This is a genomic window from Paenibacillus sp. N3/727 (genome assembly GCF_022637315.1).
Classification (GTDB): domain Bacteria; phylum Bacillota; class Bacilli; order Paenibacillales; family Paenibacillaceae; genus Paenibacillus_AQ; species Paenibacillus_AQ uliginis.
Genome location: NZ_CP093336.1, coordinates 4,550,059 through 4,574,469, shown reverse-complemented (window position 1 = coordinate 4,574,469; position 24,411 = coordinate 4,550,059). Strand labels below are relative to the sequence as shown.

The 24,411-nt window shown below is 36.6% G+C and carries 32 protein-coding genes and 2 pseudogenes; 30 read left to right on the top strand and 4 right to left on the bottom strand.

The genetic code is table 11. The features are described from left to right. Nucleotides 1-212: 212 nt before the first annotated feature. The 7 genes from MNQ98_RS21245 to MNQ98_RS21215 all read left to right on the top strand — a co-directional run bounded on the left by MNQ98_RS21245 (nt 213) and on the right by MNQ98_RS21215 (nt 6,181). Nucleotides 213-596 carry a contact-dependent growth inhibition system immunity protein gene (locus tag MNQ98_RS21245; protein WP_347272268.1) on the top strand — a complete coding sequence of 128 codons (384 nt, stop codon included), beginning with the start codon at nt 213-215 and terminating at the stop codon, nt 594-596. 124 nt (nt 597-720) lie between these two features. Continuing rightward, entirely contained in the window at nt 721-969 is a 249-nt protein-coding gene (locus MNQ98_RS21240) for a hypothetical protein (protein WP_241930026.1), read from the top strand. A 336-nt stretch (nt 970-1,305) separates the two neighbouring features. Next, on the top strand, nt 1,306-1,497 hold the full coding sequence (locus MNQ98_RS21235; protein WP_241930025.1) for a hypothetical protein: 192 nt from the start codon (nt 1,306-1,308) through the stop codon (nt 1,495-1,497). A 148-nt stretch (nt 1,498-1,645) separates the two neighbouring features. Further along, nucleotides 1,646-1,912, top strand: a complete 267-nt coding sequence (locus MNQ98_RS21230) for a hypothetical protein (RefSeq protein WP_241930024.1) — start codon at nt 1,646-1,648, stop codon at nt 1,910-1,912. 276 nt (nt 1,913-2,188) lie between these two features. Continuing rightward, nucleotides 2,189-3,007: an aminoglycoside phosphotransferase family protein gene (locus tag MNQ98_RS21225; protein ID WP_241930023.1), complete on the top strand. Its 819-nt coding sequence runs from the start codon at nt 2,189-2,191 to the stop codon at nt 3,005-3,007. A gap of 509 nt (nt 3,008-3,516) precedes the next feature. Beyond that, nucleotides 3,517-5,238: a MutS-related protein gene (locus MNQ98_RS21220; RefSeq protein WP_241930022.1), complete on the top strand. Its 1,722-nt coding sequence runs from the start codon at nt 3,517-3,519 to the stop codon at nt 5,236-5,238. Nucleotides 5,239-5,836: 598 nt separating this feature from the next. Further along, complete coding sequence (locus MNQ98_RS21215; RefSeq protein ID WP_481856655.1) at nt 5,837-6,181, top strand: DDE-type integrase/transposase/recombinase; 345 nt, start codon at nt 5,837-5,839, stop codon at nt 6,179-6,181. Between the two features lie 73 nt (nt 6,182-6,254). Here MNQ98_RS21215 and MNQ98_RS21210 read toward each other — a convergent pair. Further along, a pseudogene (locus MNQ98_RS21210) lies at nt 6,255-6,746 on the bottom strand (IS256 family transposase); the annotation flags it as partial. Nucleotides 6,747-6,777: 31 nt separating this feature from the next. On the opposite strand from MNQ98_RS21210, the gene MNQ98_RS21205 reads away from it, so the two are divergent. From MNQ98_RS21205 to MNQ98_RS21175, 7 genes are all read left to right on the top strand, one after another. Continuing rightward, nucleotides 6,778-7,035, top strand: a complete 258-nt coding sequence (locus MNQ98_RS21205) for a histidine phosphatase family protein (RefSeq protein ID WP_241930021.1) — start codon at nt 6,778-6,780, stop codon at nt 7,033-7,035. Between the two features lie 177 nt (nt 7,036-7,212). After that, complete coding sequence (locus MNQ98_RS21200; protein ID WP_241930020.1) at nt 7,213-7,620, top strand: 3-hydroxyacyl-ACP dehydratase FabZ family protein; 408 nt, start codon at nt 7,213-7,215, stop codon at nt 7,618-7,620. 81 nt (nt 7,621-7,701) lie between these two features. Next, nucleotides 7,702-8,118 (top strand): GNAT family N-acetyltransferase, encoded by a 417-nt coding sequence (locus MNQ98_RS21195; protein ID WP_241933997.1) that lies wholly within the window; start codon nt 7,702-7,704, stop codon nt 8,116-8,118. Nucleotides 8,119-8,298: 180 nt separating this feature from the next. Then, the gene (locus MNQ98_RS21190; protein ID WP_241930019.1) at nt 8,299-8,757 is read left to right on the top strand and encodes a serine hydrolase domain-containing protein; all 459 of its coding nucleotides are present in this window, start codon (nt 8,299-8,301) and stop codon (nt 8,755-8,757) included. Nucleotides 8,758-8,767: 10 nt separating this feature from the next. Beyond that, complete coding sequence (locus tag MNQ98_RS21185; protein WP_241930018.1) at nt 8,768-9,202, top strand: serine hydrolase family protein; 435 nt, start codon at nt 8,768-8,770, stop codon at nt 9,200-9,202. A 67-nt stretch (nt 9,203-9,269) separates the two neighbouring features. After that, nucleotides 9,270-9,932 carry a 3'-5' exonuclease gene (locus tag MNQ98_RS21180; RefSeq protein ID WP_241930017.1) on the top strand — a complete coding sequence of 221 codons (663 nt, stop codon included), beginning with the start codon at nt 9,270-9,272 and terminating at the stop codon, nt 9,930-9,932. Nucleotides 9,933-10,016: 84 nt separating this feature from the next. Further along, the gene (locus tag MNQ98_RS21175) at nt 10,017-10,427 is read left to right on the top strand and encodes a GNAT family N-acetyltransferase (protein ID WP_241930016.1); all 411 of its coding nucleotides are present in this window, start codon (nt 10,017-10,019) and stop codon (nt 10,425-10,427) included. Between the two features lie 109 nt (nt 10,428-10,536). On the opposite strand, the gene MNQ98_RS21170 is transcribed toward MNQ98_RS21175, so the two are convergent. After that, complete coding sequence (locus MNQ98_RS21170; protein ID WP_241930015.1) at nt 10,537-11,334, bottom strand: anti sigma factor C-terminal domain-containing protein; 798 nt, start codon at nt 11,332-11,334, stop codon at nt 10,537-10,539. A gap of 469 nt (nt 11,335-11,803) precedes the next feature. Between MNQ98_RS21170 and MNQ98_RS21165 the strand changes: the two genes are divergently transcribed. From MNQ98_RS21165 to MNQ98_RS21100, 14 genes and pseudogenes are all read left to right on the top strand, one after another. Further along, entirely contained in the window at nt 11,804-12,205 is a 402-nt protein-coding gene (locus MNQ98_RS21165) for a VOC family protein (RefSeq protein ID WP_241930014.1), read from the top strand. A gap of 292 nt (nt 12,206-12,497) precedes the next feature. Further along, the gene (locus tag MNQ98_RS21160; protein ID WP_241930013.1) at nt 12,498-12,941 is read left to right on the top strand and encodes a hypothetical protein; all 444 of its coding nucleotides are present in this window, start codon (nt 12,498-12,500) and stop codon (nt 12,939-12,941) included. Between the two features lie 6 nt (nt 12,942-12,947). Further along, on the top strand, nt 12,948-13,331 hold the full coding sequence (locus MNQ98_RS21155) for a hypothetical protein (RefSeq protein ID WP_241930012.1): 384 nt from the start codon (nt 12,948-12,950) through the stop codon (nt 13,329-13,331). Nucleotides 13,332-13,394: 63 nt separating this feature from the next. Beyond that, a complete protein-coding gene (locus MNQ98_RS21150; RefSeq protein WP_241930011.1) occupies nt 13,395-13,760 on the top strand; it encodes a hypothetical protein in 366 nt (121 codons plus the stop codon). 199 nt (nt 13,761-13,959) lie between these two features. Then, complete coding sequence (locus MNQ98_RS21145) at nt 13,960-14,739, top strand: Cof-type HAD-IIB family hydrolase (protein ID WP_241930010.1); 780 nt, start codon at nt 13,960-13,962, stop codon at nt 14,737-14,739. Between the two features lie 100 nt (nt 14,740-14,839). Then, nucleotides 14,840-15,304 (top strand): NUDIX domain-containing protein, encoded by a 465-nt coding sequence (locus MNQ98_RS21140; RefSeq protein WP_241930009.1) that lies wholly within the window; start codon nt 14,840-14,842, stop codon nt 15,302-15,304. Between the two features lie 61 nt (nt 15,305-15,365). Continuing rightward, entirely contained in the window at nt 15,366-15,908 is a 543-nt protein-coding gene (locus tag MNQ98_RS21135) for a histidine phosphatase family protein (protein WP_241930008.1), read from the top strand. 86 nt (nt 15,909-15,994) lie between these two features. Further along, the gene (locus MNQ98_RS21130) at nt 15,995-16,324 is read left to right on the top strand and encodes a low molecular weight protein tyrosine phosphatase family protein (protein ID WP_241933996.1); all 330 of its coding nucleotides are present in this window, start codon (nt 15,995-15,997) and stop codon (nt 16,322-16,324) included. Nucleotides 16,325-16,465: 141 nt separating this feature from the next. Beyond that, nucleotides 16,466-17,029, top strand: a complete 564-nt coding sequence (locus MNQ98_RS21125; protein ID WP_241930007.1) for a GNAT family N-acetyltransferase — start codon at nt 16,466-16,468, stop codon at nt 17,027-17,029. Continuing rightward, on the top strand, nt 17,010-18,125 hold the full coding sequence (locus MNQ98_RS21120) for an aminopeptidase (RefSeq protein ID WP_241930006.1): 1,116 nt from the start codon (nt 17,010-17,012) through the stop codon (nt 18,123-18,125). The genes MNQ98_RS21125 and MNQ98_RS21120 overlap by 20 nt, the downstream gene beginning before the upstream one ends. 603 nt (nt 18,126-18,728) lie before the next feature. Next, nucleotides 18,729-19,841 carry a Gfo/Idh/MocA family protein gene (locus tag MNQ98_RS21115; protein WP_241930005.1) on the top strand — a complete coding sequence of 371 codons (1,113 nt, stop codon included), beginning with the start codon at nt 18,729-18,731 and terminating at the stop codon, nt 19,839-19,841. A 53-nt stretch (nt 19,842-19,894) separates the two neighbouring features. Further along, entirely contained in the window at nt 19,895-20,416 is a 522-nt protein-coding gene (locus MNQ98_RS21110) for an 8-oxo-dGTP diphosphatase (RefSeq protein WP_241930004.1), read from the top strand. Between the two features lie 56 nt (nt 20,417-20,472). After that, the gene (locus MNQ98_RS21105; RefSeq protein WP_241930003.1) at nt 20,473-21,072 is read left to right on the top strand and encodes a class I SAM-dependent methyltransferase; all 600 of its coding nucleotides are present in this window, start codon (nt 20,473-20,475) and stop codon (nt 21,070-21,072) included. 11 nt (nt 21,073-21,083) lie between these two features. After that, nucleotides 21,084-21,476 (top strand): annotated as a pseudogene (locus tag MNQ98_RS21100) (HD domain-containing protein); the annotation flags it as partial. A gap of 200 nt (nt 21,477-21,676) precedes the next feature. Here MNQ98_RS21100 and MNQ98_RS21095 read toward each other — a convergent pair. Beyond that, nucleotides 21,677-22,081 carry a RidA family protein gene (locus MNQ98_RS21095; protein ID WP_481856654.1) on the bottom strand — a complete coding sequence of 135 codons (405 nt, stop codon included), beginning with the start codon at nt 22,079-22,081 and terminating at the stop codon, nt 21,677-21,679. A 273-nt stretch (nt 22,082-22,354) separates the two neighbouring features. Continuing rightward, a complete protein-coding gene (locus tag MNQ98_RS21090; RefSeq protein WP_241930002.1) occupies nt 22,355-22,882 on the bottom strand; it encodes a dihydrofolate reductase family protein in 528 nt (175 codons plus the stop codon). A 74-nt stretch (nt 22,883-22,956) separates the two neighbouring features. Here MNQ98_RS21090 and MNQ98_RS21085 point away from each other — a divergent pair, with 74 nt between their 5' ends. Then, on the top strand, nt 22,957-23,862 hold the full coding sequence (locus tag MNQ98_RS21085; protein ID WP_241930001.1) for a helix-turn-helix transcriptional regulator: 906 nt from the start codon (nt 22,957-22,959) through the stop codon (nt 23,860-23,862). Between the two features lie 97 nt (nt 23,863-23,959). Then, entirely contained in the window at nt 23,960-24,406 is a 447-nt protein-coding gene (locus MNQ98_RS21080) for an acetyltransferase (RefSeq protein ID WP_241930000.1), read from the top strand. Nucleotides 24,407-24,411: the final 5 nt, after the last annotated feature.

Genomic DNA, 24,411 nt, shown 5'->3' with positions numbered 1-24,411 from the left:
TTGTGTAAATATTGACGAGTTTGTTATGAACATAGATACTCTTTTTAAGAACTAAAAATCGAAAAACTGAAAAAACAAAGTAATGACAACCTAATAAATGTCGATACATGAAAGAAATGTGTGGGAATATTCGAAGAGGGCAGTCAGGAACACAAGAACCTTATGTGAAATACCAAGCTTATATAAATGCGGAGATGAAATTATGTTATTGAATTTTTGATATAAATAGATCGCTAGATGAACTGGAAGACTGTGATTGGGGTGAACCAGAATATTGTTCTAGTCTTGTAGTCAACGTTCACCGACTTAGAAAAACCCCTTTAAAAAATTTTTCAGATGAAGATTTAAGATTAATGATCTTGCAACAAGTTAGTTTGGATTATTTATTACCAATTGCGTTTGAACGACTAATTAATAATCCTCTAAGATCAGGAGAGATGTATACTGGTGACTTGTTAAGTTCAATCTTAAAAGTAGATAAAGCCTATTGGACGGATAGGCAAGATTTTAAACATGAATTAGATGATTTATTGAATGAATTTAACAACACTGTAGAAGTGATTGATGAATACATAAAGAAGTATAGAAACAAATAACGAAAATATGAGATTGAGAGAGTAACTCGATGAAGGTCGGTAATCATTCTCATTTAAAGCATTTTGTAGCTATATTAAACTGTAATTAAATGTACAGATTGTTTATAGAACGGGAGGTAATAGGTTGGTTAACATAAATATTCTTAAAGGACTATCCTTTTCTGGGGCGGTTGAATTTCTTCTTGAAGAAGGATACTGCGAAGAAAACGTCATTGAGGAGGAAAATGAAGAGTGCGATAAGTTGTTTCTTTATCCCTATACGCTCTATGATAATAATAAAAAAAACGTAGACGAAATCTTCCATGCGGAGTATTGCATGAAGGGTAAAGATGGTGAGTTTGAGGACTACAAAAGCTTTTGGACAAGGCTATGAACATAACACTATGCAAAGATTTAGGAAGTGATAATATTGGCAAACAGGAAGAGTGTATATGCACTCAAGAAGAATAGCTTGTTAGTGGGCGTTGCCCCAATCCCCAAAAACGGAAATTGCATTCCTGTTAAACGTTCCTAAAGAGAACGGCTTGTAGGAATAGAGTAGTATGCCCCGGTGATCAATATGTTAAAAAATATGCAGTTAAAAGAAGCAGGCGGACACATCCATTCCCCTAAGATAGAGAGCTATCTAAGGGGAATGGACGTCGTGAATACAATAACGTTAACTGAAATTCCTGAAGTATAATATTGAAATAGTGAGGGGCAGCATAGCATGCCATATACCAAGCCAGTAACTATAGAACCTTATTATGGAACTCCAGTATGGATCGATCACGAAGTACCAATAAAAGAATATCTCCCTCTATCTGCTCAGTGCAATAGCGAAGAAGTCGAGTTGTTTTTATTGCATTTGTTTGGTTATAACGATATTGATGTAAAACAAATCTCTAGAAGAAGCTTTTAATGATTTATTTGAACAAGAGTCGCTTGTCCTATCAGGTGGAGTTGCCTTTTTTGAAGATGAGCAGAAAGTAATTATGCCAAGTTGTTGTTGTGGACTAGAGGAAATAGAGGAGATTTATGAATCCATAAGAAATAGGATGAGCCCCTGGTTGGGTCATGATCCCAATCCTGGAGTTGTGTATGGGGACGATTGCGCTAGGGTATTATCGAATGATCCAGAATCAACAGATCCAGAAAAACTATATTATATTGATTACAAATACGAAGAACTCTTAGAGTGCCTAGAGAAGACGAGAAATGATCTATTAGAAATCATTGAAAAACCTTTATTTAACTGGATATATTTACGTAACCAAGAAATAGCTTATGAAATGATTTTAAAAATGAAAGAATGTTTTATGAAAGATATGACCTGAGGATATTCTCAAAAGGCCATAAACATTAATTAACACCGATTCACGCTTTAGGGACTATCGTCCATTGGTTGACGTATATATAATAATGGAAGAGGATCAGTCAGCAAACGCCCCAGCCTAAGATAAGAGCTATCTATGGCTGGGGCGTTTCGTGAATACAAAAACGTTATAAGAAATCAGCGCTAATTTCTATATTCATGGAAGGCGAATCGCGTCGCAGATGTGGAAACGTTATACACAATATTGCCAAACATAATTTATTTAGGAGTTTTGACGATGACGGATTTTAAGCTTATTGGTCAGGGCAGGACAGCTGATATTTTTGAACACCAAGATGGAAAGGTACTTAAGCTTTATAAGCAGGATTTTCCTCTAGATGCAATTAATCAAGAGTTTGCAGTAAGTAAATTTGTTTATTCTCTTGGTATTAAGACACCTCGTCCGTTTGAATTAATCCAAGTAAACAGTAGAACAGGAGTCATATTTGAACGAGTATTTGGAATTTCATTACTTAAAGTAATGACCATGAAACCCTGGTCAATTGATAAACATTCAAAGAAACTTGCAAAGTTACATTTTGAAATACATCGTCATCAAATGCATGACAGGATCGAATTACTTAGACATCAGGAAGGAGTGTTAATTCACAATATTAATCAAGCTCCCTTTCTCAGCGAACATGAAAAGGAGGAGATAGTAGATTATCTTCAAGAACTTCCTACTGATAACAAGCTTTGTCATGGTGATTTTCATCCGGATAATGTACTAGTTGGTGAAGATAACTTAATAATTGATTGGATGACCGGTATGATTGGTAAACCGGCAGGAGATGTTGCTAGAACGGTTATATTGCTAAGTCTTGGAGCAATGCCAAAGGGGACCCCAAAGATAGTTACAATACTCATTTGCATTTTACGAAACAGAATCAAATCGGTATATGTAAAACAATATTTGAAACTGAGTGGACTTGATTTTTTGGAGATTGATAGATGGATTTTGCCTGTAGCCGCTGCAAGATTAACTGAATGGTTACCTGATGAAGAAAAGAAAAATTTATTAAACATTATTAGAGAACGATTGAGGGAGATTTCATAGAAGTGACAGTACTGTGTATAATACTAGCCAGCAAATTTGTCATCGAAACAGCGAATAAGCAATCTTGTTCTTCTTACTTAGATCAAAACAAATATTAAGACATTTGTTAGGGAGAATACTTTATCTTACATATTGGAAAGAAATTCTCACTAATATAAAGAGAGCTTTTTTAAATAGCTCGATGTAGGAAAGCCATTAATACAAAACAATGCGAACCAATTTGTTGAACTTCAACAAATTGGAGGGGAATTATGAAATTCAATGGAATATGTTTGATAACTGAAGATGTATCTTATATGTCTGCATTTTACAAAGAGATTCTGCAAGCGACCTGAAACTTATCCATGGGGAAGACGCTCTTTTTGGTTTAGAGACCCAGATGGAAAACATTGTAAATAATATTATCTCTAAATATATATTTATTCCCTAAATAAAGGCGGACAATTGCCTTCCATTGTTATTTATTAGTCAAATATACTATAATATACAAAAAAAGGAGATCGATACAAATGTCCCTCCTCACAAACGAGAGTATTAATCTTATTTTTCCTCATGGAATAGAAATGAAAGGAGTGAGATTAACTGAGCAAGACTTCAATGAGCTTGAACTTAACGCTATCATTCATATGATAGACAATAACCGCAAACACTTTAACGATATTCGAAATATATTTAGACAACTAAGCTATGATCCTGAAACAATAAAATTTAGGTTAGATATTATAGAGGACTTGTTGAATAACTTTGAATTGTTGCTATGCCTAGAGGAGAGTTTGTCTATTATTGATGATATGCGGTTTGTATCTGGAAAGTATTCCAGCGTAAGCGTCGATATGTTGCAAACGGTATCGAGACTCAAGGAATTAGGTATTTATGTAGATTTTGTTAAACAATTACGCAAAGCCTTTACCGAAAAGGCCCACTTAAAATCTGAAGGACTTATTCGTCTGAGAGATCGTATTATTCAAATTTCGGAAGATTTCGACTTCAAAAACCTATCCGAACAGCTTCCTAAATTGCAAAAAGGGCTTGATTCAATTTCGAGCGTGACCATCGGCATTAATTTTGATGCTCAATTGAACCCTGTTGAAGCAATACTCGTCTCTATTAATGATAAGAGATTTTCCGGGAACTCTCTTCTCGGCAAACTTTTTGCAAGCGGTAATGAGTACCAAGGCGTATCCGAGTTGTACAAAAACCCAGAGCATGTTGAAACCGTACATATTTCTAAAAATGATACTTCCACTTACGACATGTCGCCTGAAGAGACCGAACTGCGAAGACTATTGTTCCGTGATTTGAAAAAGGTGCTTAAAAATGTTTTGAAGCCTATTCAACCGATGGTTGAAAGATATTCATATCTGCATTTCAACTGGATTCTCTCGCTAGAGACGGATATAGCCTTTTATGTTGGTGCTGTTAAATTCATCCATAAATTGCGAGATTGGGGCATGCCGATGTGCAGACCTACTCTGCTTCCATCAGACGAGCGAAAGGCCCACTTGAAAGGGAATTATAATCTTAATCTTGCACTTAGAATGTCTACACGATATGAGGATGGCAAATTTGGAGACCATATCGTAACCAATGACGTTATCTTTAATGATCATGGTCGCATATTTATTCTAACGGGTCCTAACTCTGGAGGAAAAACGACATATGCCCAAGCGATCGGTTTGACGCAAGTTTTGATGCAAGCAGGGCTATATGTCCCTTGTGTTGAAGCGGAAATTAGCCCTGTAGATGGACTTTATCCTTATTTCAACGTTGAGGAAAACTCCAATATGGAAACGGGACGGCTAGGCGTTGAATCCAAAAAAATAGGTGAAATTTTCCAGAACGCAACACCAAACAGTTTAATCTTGCTTAATGAATCATTTTCTTCAACCAGTCCAGGGGAAAGTTTCTATTTAATGAAAGATATTGTTTGTGCGCTTAAATTGTTGGGACTACGCGCTGTTATCGCCACACATCTTCATGAGCTGGCAGAAAGCATTAATGAAATTAATTCCCAACAAGCCGGTGAAAGCAAGCTCATTAGTATGGTAGCAGGAATTAAAGAAGAAATAGAACATAAATTAACTGAGTCCAATCGCTCATATAAAGTAACTCCCGGGAAGCCGCAAGGACAAAGCTTTGCAAGAGATATCGCTCAGCAGTACGGCATAAGTTTGAAGCAACTTACCCAAACCATTCATGAACGAAATCTTGTTACAATCCCCTCCGAATAACAGGTTGGTTTGAGAATATGTATGCTTACGAGCTACAAATCCACCACAGCACCAATGATCAACCTTCAAGTGAAATCTACTATGTCGTAAGATATAGAGACAATCTTGGAGGTGTTTTCACTATGGCATCAAAGTGAGTTACCCAGTTGAAGTGAAAATGAAAACGGTCGAGATGAGATTGACTGGTACATCAGCGAAAGACGTAATGGAAGAACTTAATATGAGGAATAAGATACAACTGAAAACATGGATGAGATGATATCGACATGGTGAATGTATAGACTAGAGCAGCCCGTTGGCAAATAATACAGTTACGGCAAAGGTACTGAAATGACTTCGGAATTAGAGAAGCTGAAACCGTTATTACCTGCGTAGAATCCATTCGAGGAGAACTAAGCATTACTAAGGCTTGCACATGGCTGGAGGTTCCTCTTTCGACTTGCTATCGTAGGAAAGCTAGAAACAAGGACGTAAATGAATGCAAGATCATTGAGAGAATACGTGAGCTATATAACATAAATTCAGATATGGATATCGAAAAATTACAGCATTACTTCGTTTAGAACAGAGAGTTAATCACAAACGGGCTCAGCGGATTATGCAACAAGAGCAACTGCAATGCCGAGTAAAAGTGAAGAAACGTAAACCAATGGGTCAACCTGCTCAGGTTGCAGAACATCTGTTAAAGCGTCCATTTCAAGCAACTGAACCCATGCAAAAGCTAGTGATGGATATTACGTATCTGCCATTTGGTAATAAGACATTGTACTTATCGAGCATTTTAGATTTGTATAACGGAGAGATTGTCGCTTACAATATTGCAGATAAGCAAGATACAGCCTTTGTGTTGAATACGTTAAATCAGCTTCTAGATCAGCAAGGTATGATGTTGCACAGCGATCAGGGCAGCGTGCACACGTCTCAGCATATCAGGAAGCAGTAAAAGGAGGGTCTGTCAATTATTTTGTGTAAACTCAATTATCAAGGAATTCCCCCGAGGGGAAAGCGGCGTTAAATTAGCGTAAGTGGTGACCAACCCGATCCGGAAATATTACAGAGAATTGAAGCAGCATTTGACCCCAATTCTTGACACGGCCAGTCCATTTCCGAGTCACATCCATCGTTGCCAAGTAGAGCATTTTAAGTAAGGCTTCGTCGGTAGGGTAAATACTCTTGCCCTTCGTTACTTTACGAAGCTGCCGGTGGTAACTTTCAATCATATTGGTAGTGTAGATGAGTTTGCGGATCTCGTTCGGATACTTGAAAAAGGTCGCCAGTTCATCCCAATTGTTCCGCCAAGAGCGAATGATGAGAGGATATTTACTGCCCCAAACCTCCTCAAATCGATCCAATTCCAATAGCGCAGCTTCCTCGGTAGCTGCCTTGTAGATAGGCTTTAGATCAGCGGTGACCTTCTTCAAGTCTTTATAGGACACATACCTTGTAGAGTTACGAATTTGATGAATGATACACTTCTGGATTTCTGTCTGAGGATAGCAGGCTTCTATTCCAAGCAATATACCAATGCAGGGGAAAGCTGTGGCTATTATAGGAATGATTAGACACGGAATAACCGAATGGAATATTCAAGAGAAGGCACAAGGACTCTCCGATATTCCGTTGAACGAAGAAGGTAGAAAGCAAGCGAAGTATTTGGGAATGAAATTGAAAAGTGAAAACTGGGATCTTATCATTACAAGTAATTTAATACGTGCCAAAGAGACTGCAGAAATTATCGCCTATGAAATAGGGGTCAATCATATTATTGAAGATGTTCGAATACGTGAAATTGATTGACCTTGGTATGGAGAGATTTGAGGACGTAGCATGTCGCGGTGTTATTTTTCATAAAGATATGAGAGTACTCGTTGAAAGTCATGGTGCGTTAATCGGATTATCGGAAGTGTATTCTATATAATGATATAGAACATTTGCAAATGTAAAAGAAAACTTCAATACATAAAGGAGAAAATAATGATTGATATCCCTAATGTAATTCCTCACAGATATCCTTTTTTGATGATTGATAAAGTTCTAGAGGTCGAGCCAAATAAATGGGTCAAGGGCTATAAGAATGTGACATGGAACGAATGGTATATAACTGAAGGAAATAAGCATATGCCAAGCACATTGATAGTTGAAGCTTTAGCACAGTTAGGTGCATTTGCATCAATGACGAAGGATAACGGATTAGGATTTTTATCATCTTTAAATGGTATCGAGGTTTTAGGGCAAGCTTCTCCAGGCGATAGAATTGATTTGTATTATGAAATTACTAAAAACAAAAGAAGTTTTGTCTTAGGTAGGGGAGAAGCCTCTGTAGGAAAAAAAGTTATTGTCAAGGCCCACGAGATCATGATATACATACAACCAACCAGATAGTGTTTATAGACGTCGTGAACACAAGAAACGTTAGACGAAATTAATGCAGTGAATGAGGAAAACCTACGGGAGGATCTAATGATGTATACAACAAAGATAATTAAAGGTACAAATGATGAAGCAAATTATATTAGAAAAAAACTTATTGAGTTCAATTCTAAAAATGTACCAAACGGCATTTATGAAGAAATTAATTTATGTTTAAAGGATGACCAAGAAGAAATAATTGCCGGTCTCATTAGCGTAGTATGTTGGAACTGGATGGAGATTGATATTTTATGGGTAGATGATGAACATCGTGGGCGGGGACTTGGTAAAAGGTTATTGGAAGAAGCAGAGCAAATTGCTAGAGCGAAGAATTGTACTTTCCTTAAGTTAAATACTTTCAGTTTCCAAGCTCCCAAATTTTATAAGAAATATGGTTACGAGGTAATGGCAATCATCGAGAATGCTCCGTTGGGAAATAAACATTATTATTATAAGAAGTGCCTTAACTAAGTGTAAGTTATTACTGACCAGCTAGACACCATGAGTGTTATTGATAGAATTCTAACAAGAATTAAGTAGATAAAACTTAGAGTTGAGGATATTTCTGAGATTGTCATATACATCACATAACAACACATTGACGATACTTAATGTTCGGTCTTTGATAACCAAATAAACGGAGGTAAAGTCATGGAGAAGATTGCTACTAATAAATTTGAAGCACTAATTTCATATACTCAAGAAGCAGCAAAAAAGTATGGAGCTTCAGCTTCTTCTGTTGTAATAATTGAAAATAATGAAATTGTAACCGAATGGTATTCAGGGAAGCATCATTTTAAGAGTGGAGCACTACAAGTTACACCTGACTCCATGTTTAATCTATATTCAACAAGAAAGACATATGTCGGACTTGCTACAGCAATTGCTATTGTAGAGAGCAAACTATCAGTAGACACTAAGGTTTCTGATATCGTTACAGATATGCCAGAAAGAGATTTGGAAGGTACAACTATTAGGGATTTAGCCACAAAATCAAGTGTTAAATATTTTGGAGCAAATCGAATCGAACGAGAAGAAGTGGCATGTAAAGTAATTAAAGAAATTACTGGTAATAATATAGCTCAACTAATTTCCAGAGCGTGTCTTTAAACCACTTGGATTGTCTAATACTGAATGGGTTTCAGTACCGAAAGAGAAATTAGTTTGTGATTTTCAAGCTGCAGATGGCTATGCATCCATTAGAATTGAATCAAATGAAGGTCATGAAAGAAATTTATACGCTAGTGCAAGAGATTTGGCGATCTGGGGTGAGTTGTTTTTAAATAAAGGGGGCATTCATAATAAGCAACTCGTGCCACTCGAAGTTTTTCGACTGATGGAACAATTAAGAGTTGAAACGAAAGATAAAAACCGAATTTTTGGTTGGTACTTTAAAGAGAATTGGTTTTATGCTACGGGTGCAGCTGGTTGTCATTGCGTAGTTGTACCAGAGCTAAATGCAGTAGGAGTTCGAATGCTCAACAAATATACTGAAAACTATCTTGAAGATCAGATGTTTTTCAATGAAAAGTTTTACGAATGTCTTAAGTCGTAAAAGCTTTACCAGCAATTAAACGAAGTTAAAAACTTCACAGTAATTAATAAATGGAGGCGAACTCTCAATGGAGATTAGATTTATATCGGACACCGAATATACTGTGTCAGGAGTACATATTAAAGATGCAGTAAAACAAAGATATTGTGTATTTGATTTTGAATCGACAGGAATAAATCATGAAACAGAACATATTACGCAGATTGGTGCAGTTATAATAGAGAACAATTGTATACAGGAGTCTAAGACATTTAATACATACATTAAATCGCCAAAGCCAATTCCTGAATCGGTTGAACAATTTACGGGGATTTATAATACTCAACTAGAGAATGCGCCCTTATTAAAGGACAAATATAGTGATTTTTTAGAATTTACTAAGGACAGTATCTTAATAACACATGCAGGATATGAATTTGATTTACCCCTACTAAAAAATGAATGTCAGAGAAACAATCTTCCATTAATTACGAATCCTTGTTTAGATACTAAAGCTTTATTTTCTTATCTATATCCAGAAGTAACGGACATAATTTGGACAGATTATTTGATTAAGCATTATAACATTCATGATAAGGATTTACGAAGGCATGATGCATTAGGAGACAGTATATTAATTGGAAGAATTTTTCTGAGAATACTAGAAGAATTTCAAGCCAGGGACATAAAGGATATTGAATTTATAGACCCAGTAGTAGTAAAGAGATTTCAAATCATACCCTTAGTGTAAGTTTGTATTCAAACCTATACGGCCCTTGGCCTACACGGAGTATTTAGTAATATTCAAATTTAAAATATTTAGGAGGGTGAAATCATGCAAGTTAGATTCGAAGACTATTTAATAAGTACAGACAAGACACTCTTAAATTATGAAAATGTTTGTGGATTATTAGCGGGGACATATTGGGCAAATAAAAGGCCGGTTGAACAAATTAAAAAAGCGATTGAAACTTCACTTTGTTTTGGGGTATATCACGGAGAGAAACAGATTGGATTTGCTCGAGTGATTACGGATTGGGCAACTGCATACTGGTTATGTGATGTCATTATTGATGATGAGTATAGAGGAAAAGGAGTAGGCAAAAAATTAGTAGAAACCATAATTCATAGTGAGGAGCTTAAAGATATAACTGGCTTCTTAGGAACAGCTGATGCACACCGATTATATGAACAATATGGATTTGTAAAGGATGCTGAAAGCTTCATGGTAAGAAGAGCTCGATAAATCTCTTGAATATTTATTGGGTGAAAATTCAGAGAAAAAATGAAAAAGGAAAGCACCTCTTGAGGAGCTCTCCTTCTTCATTTTTATTCGTTAACAAATCGTAAAGTAATTACTGTCTCTCCTCCCAATTCCATACCTCAATGCGCCCCAATCGGAATTCGCGGAATTCCGGTTGTTCCTTTAGTTTTTCGAGCTCCCGTACAGGTCCTGTGACGGTCGCACCGTAAACCTGAACTCCTTCTTTCTGTAAATAAGCAAGTCGCTGTTTATCTTGATCCACACCGTAATATCTAATGTTTGAGGTCATCCATTTTAGATCAGACATCATATAATCTATATGCTCTGACATTCTCCCCTTGTCTTCAGCTGAAAAATACAGTTGCCACATGGTAAGCCTGTTGTTCTCCTCAAACACAGACATCGGTCTCAGGGTTAAGTGAGGAACGTAATAATCCGTACCTCCGCCAACGGTATGAGGAGTGTCAAAATCCTTAAGCTCTCCTGCATATACGGGCATTCCGGTCACTGCAATGTCATAACTATCGAGCATTTCCATGAGCTGCTCCGGTGACATTAATGTATTTATAGAAAATGATAACTCGGCCACATTTCCGTCTTCAATCTTTCCTAATTGTTCAAGGTCGCCTTCCTGACGAGATCTGTCCTTCATCGTTTTATCAAACATAATAGATGACGGCAAAATAAATGCAGCCTGACTATCCTTATTCAAATAAGCGCCGGTATTTACGATGGAATAGATAAGCTTGCCTGACAAGCTCTGTTCCGCTCGAATCTCTCCCGTAATGACCTGCCATTTACCCACATCTCTATATAGCTTAAGTGTTGTTTTTTGTGTAAGAAATGGTGTAACTTCGATGGTTGGATTTGCTGGTTTTTCAACCTTCATGCCATCTTCGTGGAGTTCTACTACCGAAATTATTGATCTAATAAATTTACCTCTTACTTCTGTAGTATCAAAATAGATGTGAATAACAGAGATGTAGACCGTATACAACAAAAATAATAACACCAAAGCAGATGCCGTATTTACAAGCATCTTAACTCGCATTCGCCAGATCATTCGATTAAATTTTTTCTTACTCCATTTCGGAGGTTCGGTATCGAAATCCTCTCCCCTTCTCATTAAGACAACGGTTTGATCTGGAAAATGTTACAGTCTAATAAAAAATCGTCACGTCTGCAAAAAACGCATTTGCAACCGTAACGAAATACACTCATTTATGCAATTAAATGTTGAATAACTGTTATACGAGAGTACAATTAAAAACAGAAGAGCAGTCGTGCAGGTTGTTGAAGAAGGAACCCGAATCATATAACAATGTATTAATTGATAAAACCTTATGGAGGAGATAATTATGCAAGTTATGGGCAGCTACATTTATATACCTGTCAGTGATTTACGGCTATCGGCAGAATGGTATAAAGAAAACTTTGGATTGATAACTGTCAAAGAGGATGATTTGTATCTAGAACTTAGATCAGCGTCGGGTGTGAGAGTGATGTTAATTGATAATGAGCAGAACATTACCTCACATATGAATTATTCTACTGGGACACAGGCGGCATATGGTTTTGTAATACATAATATTACTGAAGTTTTTCGTGACCTTGTTGCTAAAGGGATTGAAGTTACACCAATTACTGATTATCAAGGGCTATCTTTTAAGTTTTTTGATCCAGATCGAAACATTATTGAACTTTGGGGTGACTACCCCGACGTAGGTTGGACAATATTTGAACCACTTCGTAACGAGTAGGTATATTTGAAGAAGTAACTGACATCTGATAACAATGAATTAAAGCTTATACACCTGAGAAACAACTGGCAGTGAAGAGGATTCAAAAAGTTAAAAAAAGAAATTTGAAGGGTAAAATAATCACATGATTTAATAGTGCATCAGATGGGGTGAATATGTGAGTGACGCTGTAGAGATGAATTATTTATATCATTATTATGAGAAATCGAAAGGTCCCTTCATGAATTTATCAGATTTAACCTTGAATCAAGCGCAAAATGTTTGAGATAAATTAAAAAGAGAAAGTGATGTTATGGCTACTCATAGAAATGATGGATACCTTGAAAGAAGATATGAATTGGAACAAATGGCTCGAGACATGTTCATATCAAAAGGTGGAAAACCAGAAAGAAAAGCACCCCATTATATGGTCGTAGGCGAATGCGATTGGCTTAATACTTGGTATAGTGAAGGTAAATACTTAAAATTTAACATATCTAAATTTAAAGTTGAGGCCCTATCATTTTCCTATGGTGATTTATTTCCTACGTTTAGTCCTCGTATAAATGATGGCCGGGAGTATCGAAAACAGATTTATACATATGAAGAAATCTTAAAACTCATCCAAAAATATGGTTTACCTCAAAATTGGAATAAGGATGGTTTATATGGTCCCGAAAGATATATTGAAGTACAAGTGTGGGATGACGAACCAATCAGTTATGTAAAAGAAAATGAAAAAAACCTGAGGGAGTGAGATTTAATGAAATCACCAGGAGGTTCAATATTTCCTTACTATTATAAAGGTGGAGAAATTCATTGCTTAAAATACGGGAGTAAATACAATAACGAAGAAAAACTTTTTGAATTGATGAAACAAGAAGAAGAGTTTATTTTTAACACAAATAAAAAACTGAAAATATGGGTAGATATGTACGAAACCTCGGTAACGAATCGGGTACTGCAAGAATTATCAAACAATATTAATAACTTAAGAGCTCATATTGATAAACTTTCGTTTGTCGGGCTATCAGGAATCAATATATGGAGACTAAGAAGAAGAATAAAAAAGTTGGGGATAACACAAAGGATATCATTTTATAAAGATCCTGAAGATGCAAAAACTTGGCTAGTCAATGAGAGATAAGCGTCTTTTAAGATACTTTTAAAACCACATGGATCTTCTAGTTTAACCGAGGAGAGAGACGTAGTGGTTGAATATAAGTTTTGGTTTTTTATTGAGAAAGAAATGAAAGATATTATTAAAGAGCTTGATACAATATTAACTCTAAATGAATCTCATAGAGATTATGAGGATACGTGGGAGTGGTATGAGTACGGAGCAACAGATCAGGAGAGCAAAGACATCTATATTAATATATCAAGAGAACACAACTGGAGACACGGAATGTATGATTGTCCAGTAATTTTAATCTTTAGAAACTCAGGACTGGAAGTTGATGAGATTGGGCATAGCATTGCGGAGCAATTAGGCGTGAAAGTCAATTATGGAGAAGTAATGTATGGAGGCGATTCAGACTACAAGTACAAAGTGATTTTAGATTGGAAAAAATAATCGGTCAAGGCCAATCGGAGTTAATATGTTTAAAAAAGCAGGGGTAACACATAAGTATACCATCAACGGAGGATACGATGTCATTTAATTCACAAATCACAAATATTGAGATTGAAAAATTACTTAGTTATTCTGAGGATACTACGCTTGATGTAACGTTATGTGATAGTGCTAATCATTTTTGGGGGAGGCAGCTTCATTGAAGTTTTCGACTGTGGTCTTAGATTTAGATGGCACATATTTAAACTCGAAAAAGCAAGTTTCTAAGCGGAATTATGAAGCAGTACTTTCTTGTTATCGAAAAGATATAAGAATTATTTTTGCAACAGCTCGTCCTCCTAGAACAGTTAAAGTATTCCTTCCAAATGAGTTGTTAGATATCGGAGCATTTGTATATTATAACGGAGCACAAGTCATTTGTAGGAAATCGAAAACCGAATTTTGTGAATCCATTCCTGCTGATATTACCTCTGAAATCATCGATTATTGTTTGTTTCATGACTCTCAAATCGAACTGACTATGGAAGTAAAAGATCAATGGTTTAGCTTTAGGGAGCTTAATTATATGAACACGATGAATGCCGAGTCTAACCCTACAGTAAAATCATTGGAAGAGTTAAAACAATATGAGGCTACCAAAATATTATTATCTGGAAACAATCATATTCAAGGGCTTACTTTAATGTTCGGACATAAGGTAAACATACTGGTAACAGACAATAAACAATTAATTCAAATCATGCCACTTCAAGCATCGAAGGAGGCGGCAGTAACTAGGTTATGTAATATCTACAATGAAAAAATGGAATCCGTAATTGTATTTGGAGATGACCATAATGATTTAGGTCTGTTTAAATCAGCTGGATATTCAATTGCGATGGGAAATGCGGTTGTTGAATTGAAAGAGATTGCTGATGAAATAACGGGAAGTAATGACCAAAATGGAGTGGCAATGGTTTTGGAACGTTTGTGTAAGTAATTCAAGGATTACTTCATCTAACAATACATTTATAAATATATAAGTAAGGCGAAACCAGTAAGAAGCAGGACTTATAAAATATTAGATAAGGAATGATTAAATGACCAGACGTATTATCGTAACAGGCGGAGCAATTATTACAGACAGTTTGGGAAGAATATTATTACAGAAACGATCTGATTATGGAGATTGGGGATTACCGGGCGGAGGTATGGAACCAGGGGAATCAATCGAAGAGACGATGGTTAGAGAAGTTAAGGAAGAAACCGGGCTTGATGTTATACACTACAATCTAAACTCTATTTATTCTGGATCAAGAATGATGTATACATATCCTGATGGAAATGAAGTCGTTTTTGTTATGTTCTTATTTAATGTAGAAGCCGATTTAAAAGGGAAACTCGCAGAAGATGGATCGACACTTATCCATACAGATAGTAATAATGAATCGTTACAACTTATATTTAAACATCTTGATGAAATTAATCTTGAAACTATTAATAGAGTACAGAAACCAGTATTTTTTGATTTAAAAGAAGAACGAATGGGGATTCTTAGGAGCTGAGTACGATGTGTATTCGGGAGATAGGAGAACTCTATAAGATGTGATTCAAGGAGGTTCTTGCATGATTTATGTGATTAGACACGGGCAAACAGATTTGAATCAAGAAAGAAGACTCCAAGGAAGACGGGGACTCCCATTAAATGAATATGGAATAATTCAAGCGCAAAATTTAAGAGATAAACTTGCAAATGTAGAATTTGATTATGTATTTACCTCCCCACAAGAAAGAGCTATTCAAACAGCAGAGATAGCAGCGGGTAAAACAGTAAAAATAGATCCAAGATTGGATGTTTTTGATTTGGGAGAAGCTGATGGGTTAAAAAAAGACGAAGTGAAAATGATTGGAGTAGTTCCTGATTCAAAAATTTATAAAGGTGTTGAAAACATCCATCATTATATTAAAAGAGTGTTTGAGTTTATGCATGAACTTGAAGCTGAATATAGCGTGAAAAAAGTAAACATTTTATTGTCTGGTCACAGATGCACAACGGGATGTATTGGCGCTTATTTCGAGGGTATTCCCGAGGATCGAAATATTCTCAGGTTCTCATCAAATAACGGGGAATATAAAGTATATAACTTCAATACGGCTCGTAATAACTAAAGAATTTTTCGAACTATAACCAATATTTATGAGAAGTGTTATATTTGTTTCAGGGCTAGACTCAATTATTAATGAAGGTGATCTGTATTAAATTATTATTTGTTTGTAGTAGAAATAAGTGGAGAAGTTTTACGGCTGAGAAGATTTTTGAGCACTATGATATGTATCAGGTCAGATCTGCAGGAACAGAACAGAATGCAAGGATTAAAGTAAACGCTGGTCATATTGGGTGGGCAGATTTGATATTTGTAATGGAGAAAAAGCATGAGCGGAGACTTAAAGAAAGATTTAGTCAAGAGATCAGCGGGAAACGAGTAATAAGACTTGATATACCTGATGAATATACATTTATGGATGAAGAGTTAATTGAAATATTAAAAATACGGGTATCTGAGATCATTGAAGTTCCTGAATGAATAATGATATAAGAAGGACATGACAATATATAACAATGTAAATTAAAAATCAGTTTATTTTTGAGTGTAAATTGATGAAGGCTTTCGGTTCATGAATATAACAACGTTTAAACGAAATGATTCTCATGGGAGGAAAGAATAATGAAAACGTTTCCTATGATTGAAACTGAAAGATTGATACTCCGACAATTACGACCAGAGGATTCCGTCGATCTGTATAATTATTTTTCCAAAGATGAAGTGACAGAGTTTTATGATTTAGATAGTTTCACTGAATTGCAGCAAGCAGAAAGTCTTATAAGAATATTCAATGATAGATTTATTACTCAGCAAGGAATTAGGTGGGGAATCACTCTTAAGACAGAAGATAGTGTTATCGGGACATGTGGTTTTCACAATTGGTCTAAGAAACATTTTAAAGCTGAGATTGGGTATGAACTAAGCCCTGAGTATTGGGGATCAGGAATCATGACTGAAGTTCTAAGAGAAGTGATTAATTTTGGACATAAAGAACTTGAGTTAAACCGCATAGAGGCCTTTACATATCCAGATAACATCAAATCTAGAAAACTGTTAGAGAAGTCTGGATTTAGTGAAGAAGGATACTTAAAAAAATATTATTATGTGAAGCAAAGATTTGTTGACGCGGTAATTTTCTCAATCATAAAGGAAGAAGTGACTAACGATGAAAGATCCAAGAATTGAACAACTCGCTAAAAATCTCATTCAATATTCGGTGAAGCTACAGCATGGGGAAAAAATACTAATTGAAGTAGATGGATTGGAAATTCCTTTAGCACAAGAATTGGTGAGACAGGCTTATCGTGTCGGTGGAGTTCCATTTCTTTTAATAAACAATCATGAATTATTAAGAGAAATATTAAAAGATTGTACCGAGGAACAATTAAAAGCAATGGCATCATACGACTTAAACAGAGTTAATGATATGCAAGCCTATATACTCATTAGAGCCGGGGAGAATATGAGTGAATTAAGTGGTATTAGTCCTGAGAAGATGGCGTTGTATCGAAAGCATTATTCCCAGCCTATCAACGGCAGACGTTATAATCATACGAAATGGTGCATTCTTCGTTATCCGAACCATGCGATGGCTCAACAGGCGAACATGTCAACTGAGGATTTTGAGAATTTGTACTTTAACGTATGCAATTTGGACTATTCAAAAATGGATAAAGAGATGGATAATCTAGTTGAGCTTATGGATCAAACAGATAAAGTTAGAATTAAGGGTGTAGGAACAGATTTAACCTTCTCGATCAAGGGCATGCCTTCAATTAAAGATGCAGGAATCATGAATCTTCCGGATGGAGAAGTATATACAATGCCGGTTAAAGAATCTGTCAACGGAGTGATTTCGTATAACACACCTTCTTTAAAAGAAGGCTTTACTTACGATAATATTTGTCTTGAAGTCAAGGATGGTAAAATTATTAAAGCTACCGCAAATGACTCATATCGAATTAATAAATTACTGGATACTGATGAAGGTTCAAGGTATTTTGGTGAATTTGGAATAGGTCTTAACCCTTATATTGAAAATGTAATGAAAGATACTTTGTTCGATGAAAAAGTATGGGGAAGTTTCCACCTCACTCCTGGATGTGTTCCTCTTGGTTCACCTGGAAATGAAAATTGGTCCGAGTTACACTGGGATATTGTTAATATCCAAAGGCCGGAATACGGCGGAGGAGAAATATGGTTTGATGATATTTTAATCCGAAAAGACGGGTTGTTTATTCCTGAAAAATTACAGGGATTAAACCCAGAGAACCTAAAGTGAAGATGTCGGCACAGCTTGTCTTTTTGATAATATCGGAGCTGTGTGGAGAGATTACAGGGAAAATCCACGGATTATCGAGGATTTATTCCCCTAGCAGTAAAGGCACGACACGTCATGACTGGACTGATAATTATTATTTGAAGAACATGAGCAAGTTCATACCCTCTAGCCAAATTGATGTTTATAAAAGCTTCGGTCAACTTAAGGTAAAAGTAAATAATATAGATAAAGAAAAAAGTTGCGGTTTAATACATGGGGACATAAGGGAACTTATAGTTTACATTGGCATGTATCGCAGCTTTGATTTTAGTAATTTAAATGATTGGACTAGTACATATCTTAATGAGAGTAGAAGAAGATTAGAGAAAGGGCTACCGATAGTTAGTAATATTTTTTAGGTGATTAAATGTAACAGTGTATTCATGCTTTTGGACTTAACTCTCTTGGTTACTGTATGTATAATAAAGGAAGAATAACAGTCGGCAAGCGCCCCAGCCCCTAGGTAAGATTTATCTAGGGCTGGGGCGCTAATCTTTATCAGAAAATGCACGAGAGATATACAAATACGAGGATAGTTGAAAAGTTTACATTAGGAGACCTTTAATGAAAACGATCAATTTAGGCATGATAGGCAGCGGACATGTTAGTAATCGATATTTTGAGCAGGCGTCCAAATTAGAAGGAGTACGTTTTGCTGCAGTTTGCTCAAAACATTTGGAAAATGCGGAGAAGAAGGCATTAATCTATGGAGTTCCAAGATGGTACGACGATTATCGGGTCATGATGGACAGAGAGGAGCTTGATGCTGTAGTCGTCACCACACCGCATTCCATGCACACGGAGCCGGTGCTTGCTGCACTAGAACGAGGGTTGAATGTTCTAAACGAGAAGCCCATGGCTACTAACTTTCAGGATTGTAAACGGATGGTATCCCTTGCAGAGAAGAAAAATGTCATCTTCATGAGTTTACCGTTTGATCTGAATCCCGCTTTTCTGGCGGCCTCAGAATATGTTGATGAGCGATATATCGGAAAAATCACGGGAGCCGAGGCACAACTTTCCCTTCCGGGACCATGGCGTGACAACTGGTATTATGATAAATCAATATCTCATGGAGGGGCCGTGCTTGATTGCTTGGTATATCCGATTAGCCGACTAATTGGTTTGTTAGGACCGGCTGTAAGCGTTATGGCAGAAGTAAACACCTTAATCCCGAATCGTATTGTCGGTGATGGTAAGAAAGTGTGTAGTGATGTGGATGATAATGTGTCCATAATCCTCCAGTTTGCGGGAGGACAACATGCGGTTATTCGCTCATTATGGGGACTGTCGTTCAAACAGAATAATACAATTATTTATGGACGTAACGGGACTATAGCTTTGAATGATAGTGGTTATCCGCTGGTTATCCATACATTAAGAGAATGTATACCAGATTCAGAACAAGTCAATTGGCGTGGGATCGAGAATTGTTATGTCCCACAGGGTAAGCTTTCTAAGCAAAAAAATGAGAGTGTCATTTCCCATTTTGTTCACTGCCTTAGAACCGGGGAGCAGCCGGTACAATCGGCTAAGCAGCAGCTGCATGTACATGAGATTATGTTCGGTGCATATCAATCAGCGGAATCTGGTCAGCGTTACCCATTAACGACCACCTTTACTCCGTGGACTAAAGTGGATTCCCTCATATTTGATACTCGTAGTCGTTATGTATAATAGATTTTAGAAGAGAACGAACAATAAAAGACATGAATGGGGATCTGGTCTGAATGCCAAATGAAGTAAATCACAAGATACTGACGATGAGCATGGTTCAAGATGGGGATAGGATACTGCTAATGAACCGTCCGAATCATTTAGGGTTCCCAGGATATATTGCACCAGGTGGAAAAGTCGATTTCCCAGAAAGTATTGTAGATGGAGCAATTCGAGAGGTAAAAGAAGAAACAGGCTTAATTGTAAAAGACATCATATATAAGGGACTAAATGAATTCTGCGAAATTAATTCTGGACTTCGTTACATGGTTTTTAATTATTTGGTTACTTCATTTGAGGGCGATCTACTTAAAAACCCTCCCGAAGGGGAATTGATGTGGGTCAACAAGGATCAATTGAATGAACTTCCTATGCAGGATTGGTTTCGAGAAAGAATACCATTGTTTTTCAGACCAGGAATATTTGAAGTAAGTACGGTATGGGATAAAAATAAGGATATCGAATTGAATAAAACCATTAAGCATTATATCGAGAGCGAAATCAATCGGTGGGACGTTGTAAACACTGGAAAGTAATACTGAAAAAAAACTTAGAAAAGGAAGCGTGTATAGCCATGAAGGTGGTTACTGCTTTGGAGCATTATGAATTGTTGATTGACGAGGGAAATGATCCTGTGCAAGATCCTCCAGCACTTCAAGCTTATATGAACAGATGGGATGGTGACATTTTTTTCGAGGCATTAAAAGCTGAGAACAAAGTCGTATTAGATGTGGGAATTGGAACAGGTAGAATAGCTAAATCGGTTTTGAATGCAGGATGTCAGTTTCTTGTTGGAATTGATATTTCACCAAAGAGCTTAGAAAGAGCCAGGTCTAATCTAAGTATGTTTTCAAACATGGAGCTTGAAATGGCAGATGCACATCAATTTATTCGTCCCAATACCTTTGATGCAGCCTACAGTGTATTGACTTTTTTACACATAGAGGATAAAGAGATAGCATTGAAAAACATTTACAATTCGCTTAAGAATAATGGATCATTTGTGTTGTCGGTTAGTAAAGACGATGAGTGGTTGGATTATGGCAGTAGGAAGTTAAAGATTTACCCGATCGATGTAGATGAATATGTGCGTCTTTTTCAATCAACAGGGTTCCAAATCCAGTCGATTCAGGAAACTGAAAGTAAATATGCGACAATTATTAAAGGCAAAAAGAAAGAGGTAGGATTGTGAAAAGTGTAGAAGACATTATCACATCTGCAGAGATCATGAAAATTATTTCAACAATGTCTTATAACGGTGGGGAAAATCCACCTATGGAATCAATTGAAGGCAAAGTCGTTCAAGACGCAGATCGGCTAGATGCTCTTGGAGCAATGGGAATATCAAGAACATTTCTTTATGCAGGCTGGAAAGGCCAGATGCTTCATAATCCAGATGGGGATTTTAGCAACTTAGATTACAGGTCGAATGAGAAGACAGCTATATATTATTTTTATGAGAAGCTGTTAAAAATCAAAGATCTGCTAAACACAGAAAAAGCTAAGGAAATAGCAATAGAGAGGCATCAATTCGTAGAGCAGTTTTTAGATCAATTTTATAAGGAGTGGGAAAGAAGAGATATTACTGGTGAGTAAAGATGTTGAGGTATTGTAACGCGCATCGTCTTTACTAGCTCGTAGAGGACTTCTTGTCAAAGGGAGGAACGAACCATAGCCCGTTTAGATGAAAAATCCCCTCTGATCAACAGTCTTTGAACTCATCATAACATGAGATCTTTTTATACTGTCTACCATGAGGGGATAATATCACATAGTCACTTATTGGACTTTATAAATCAACCTGCAGCCCAAACATCTAATTCAATTTTTAATTCTGGTAAACCTAATCCCTTAATATAAGCAATCGTCATAGAAGGATGTGTAGTACCGAAAACTCTATCCCATATTTCATAGAAATGATCCCAATCAATTTCTTCTGTGGCCCAAATGTTGATTTTAATTACATGATCAGGAGTCAACTTTTGAGAAGAAAGGATTGCAACAATATTGTTCATCGTATTTGTTACTTGTTGATTGAAATCTGCTGGGATATCATTGTTTTGATCTATACCAATTTGACCGGAAAATACATACATTTCAGCATTTCTACTTATTTTTGTTACATGGCTATAGTTTCCAACAGGTTTTGCTATATTTTCTGGATTATATCTTTTAACTACATTATTATTTAAGTTCATCATCTGTAAAGTCTCCTTTTAAATAGAAAATACACAACTTATGGAAATGTTATATATTTTCACTGTTTTTTTAATACTTCTTAATTTTAGACGGACTTATCCCATCAGAAATTAATTCTAGAAAAAAACAGCAGTAGAATACCCAATACCGAAAGATAAATATTTAATCGATCTCTTTTTCATTAGGTATTCCCTCCTTCATATTTAAAAGTAAAATGACATACAGAAGAATATTAACATTAATTCAAGAAAAATGATAGTAGCAAGTCTCTAATGCTAAATTACTTTGTAACTCAATGAAACGATTTGTCCGATCTTCTCCATATGAGTTAATTGAAAAGTACTTGGTATGGTTCCTTTTGGAAACAGTGGGATACCTTCTCCGAGTACTTTCGGAATGACAGCGATGTAAAGTTCATCAAGCAATTTTGCTTCCAAAAAAGCAGATACAAGTTGTCCTCCTCCTACAAGCCAAACGTCTCCATCCGATGCGTGCTTTAACCTTGGAATAAGAGTATCTATAGCCTCATCCGTATACATAATATGCGGGGCAGGGGCTTGCTTCGATCTCGACAGGACGTAGCATGGTTTGTTGGCATAGGGGAAGTCATCACTGAGCTTTAGCACTTCCTCATACGTGAGCCGCCCCATTACGAGTGTGCCTACCGTATTATAAAATTCACCATATCCGTTATCCTGCCCGTCCCCTTCGACATCATACAGCCAATCGACGGAACCGTCGGGTTTGGCGATATAACCATCTAAGCTCATGGCGATGTACAGTACTACTTTATTATTGTTCATTTATCAATCGCTCCCTTCTAAGGATTATGATACATTATAACTACGACAAAAAATGACGTAATTAGGTGATGGAAATGAATGATCGAAGACTTACGATAATGCGATTATTAGATTCGAGGAAAAAATTCACTGCCCGTGAACTGGCTGAACGATTTAATGTATCGGTACGTACAATTCAACGTGACCTGGATTATTTGCAGCAGATGGGTGTACCTCTTTATACAGAGGTAGGTGCACACGGGGGGTATCGTGTTCTGCCGAACAGAATTTTGCCGCCACTTCAACTTACACAGCATGAGGCGTTTGGTTTATTTATGATGATTGAATATTTGGAAAAAGTCCCCGACTTTCCATATGGATCGATTCGTGCCCATTTAGCAGAACATTATTTTTCTAGTTTACCCAGCGATGTACAAGATATGATTATTCGCATGAGACAGCACATTACATTTCATCAATATCATTCGGTACAGCCAGAGTCACTAACAACGAAAATATTAAGTGCTGCAGTTGAAAAAAGAGAAATTGAATTTTTGTATTCATCCCGCAGTGGAACGAAGAATGTGGTAGCTTGTCCCATTGGCATCTATTATGAGAACGGATATTGGTATATGCCTGCTATGAAACATGAACGCGTGTTACTGTATCGTGTCGACCGGATGCAGCAGTTGAATATACTTAATCGATTGGACAATTCAATTCCAACTCTAAAAGATTGGTTAGACTCAGAGGATAAGAGGGTAAGTGTAGAAGTGGTATTGAAATTTACGGACTTTGGAGCAAGGCTCGCAGGGTCGGATACTCTATTCAACTCTGTTCAATATAACGAATGGCGAGGTCAAGTCCCTCCAGAGGAGTTTCCATTTATAGCACGGAGATTGCTCTCCTATGGTCCCGAAGCAAAGGTCATCGCCCCTAGACAACTGCAAGAATTAATAATGGAGATGTTGAAGAGTAGTTTAAGCCAGTACGTTCAATGAGCACTAGTGGCCTCATTCACGTTCTCAGAGGAAGTATTCACCAGGGAGATGGGCTGATGGTATAATAAATATATATATAAATGTGGGGGGATTAATCATGGATAACAAAATTGTTTCTTATGAACAAAATTATCATGAAAAATTGGTGGATATTTGGTATCGTGCTGTGGTTCTAACCCACACTTTTTTGTCCGAAAAGGACATTCAATTTTATCATCATATCGTTCAAAATGAAGCATTACATGAAGTTGAAATTTGGGTAGAAGTGAACGGAAATAACGAACCGATTGGGTTCATTGGACTTAATGGTACGAAAATAGAGATGTTATTTATTGACCCTGATTACCACGGCCAGGGAACGGGTAGTCGATTAATAAAAAATACTGAAAAATTGAAAGGTAGCCATCTCAAGGTTGACGTCAATGAGCAAAATGAGGGAGCGTGCGCTTTTTATAAACGGTATGGATTTGTGCAAACTGGACGATCAGAATTAGATGGAACAGGTCGGCCATTCCCCTTGCTTCATCTAGAATTAAAAAGTTAAACCAC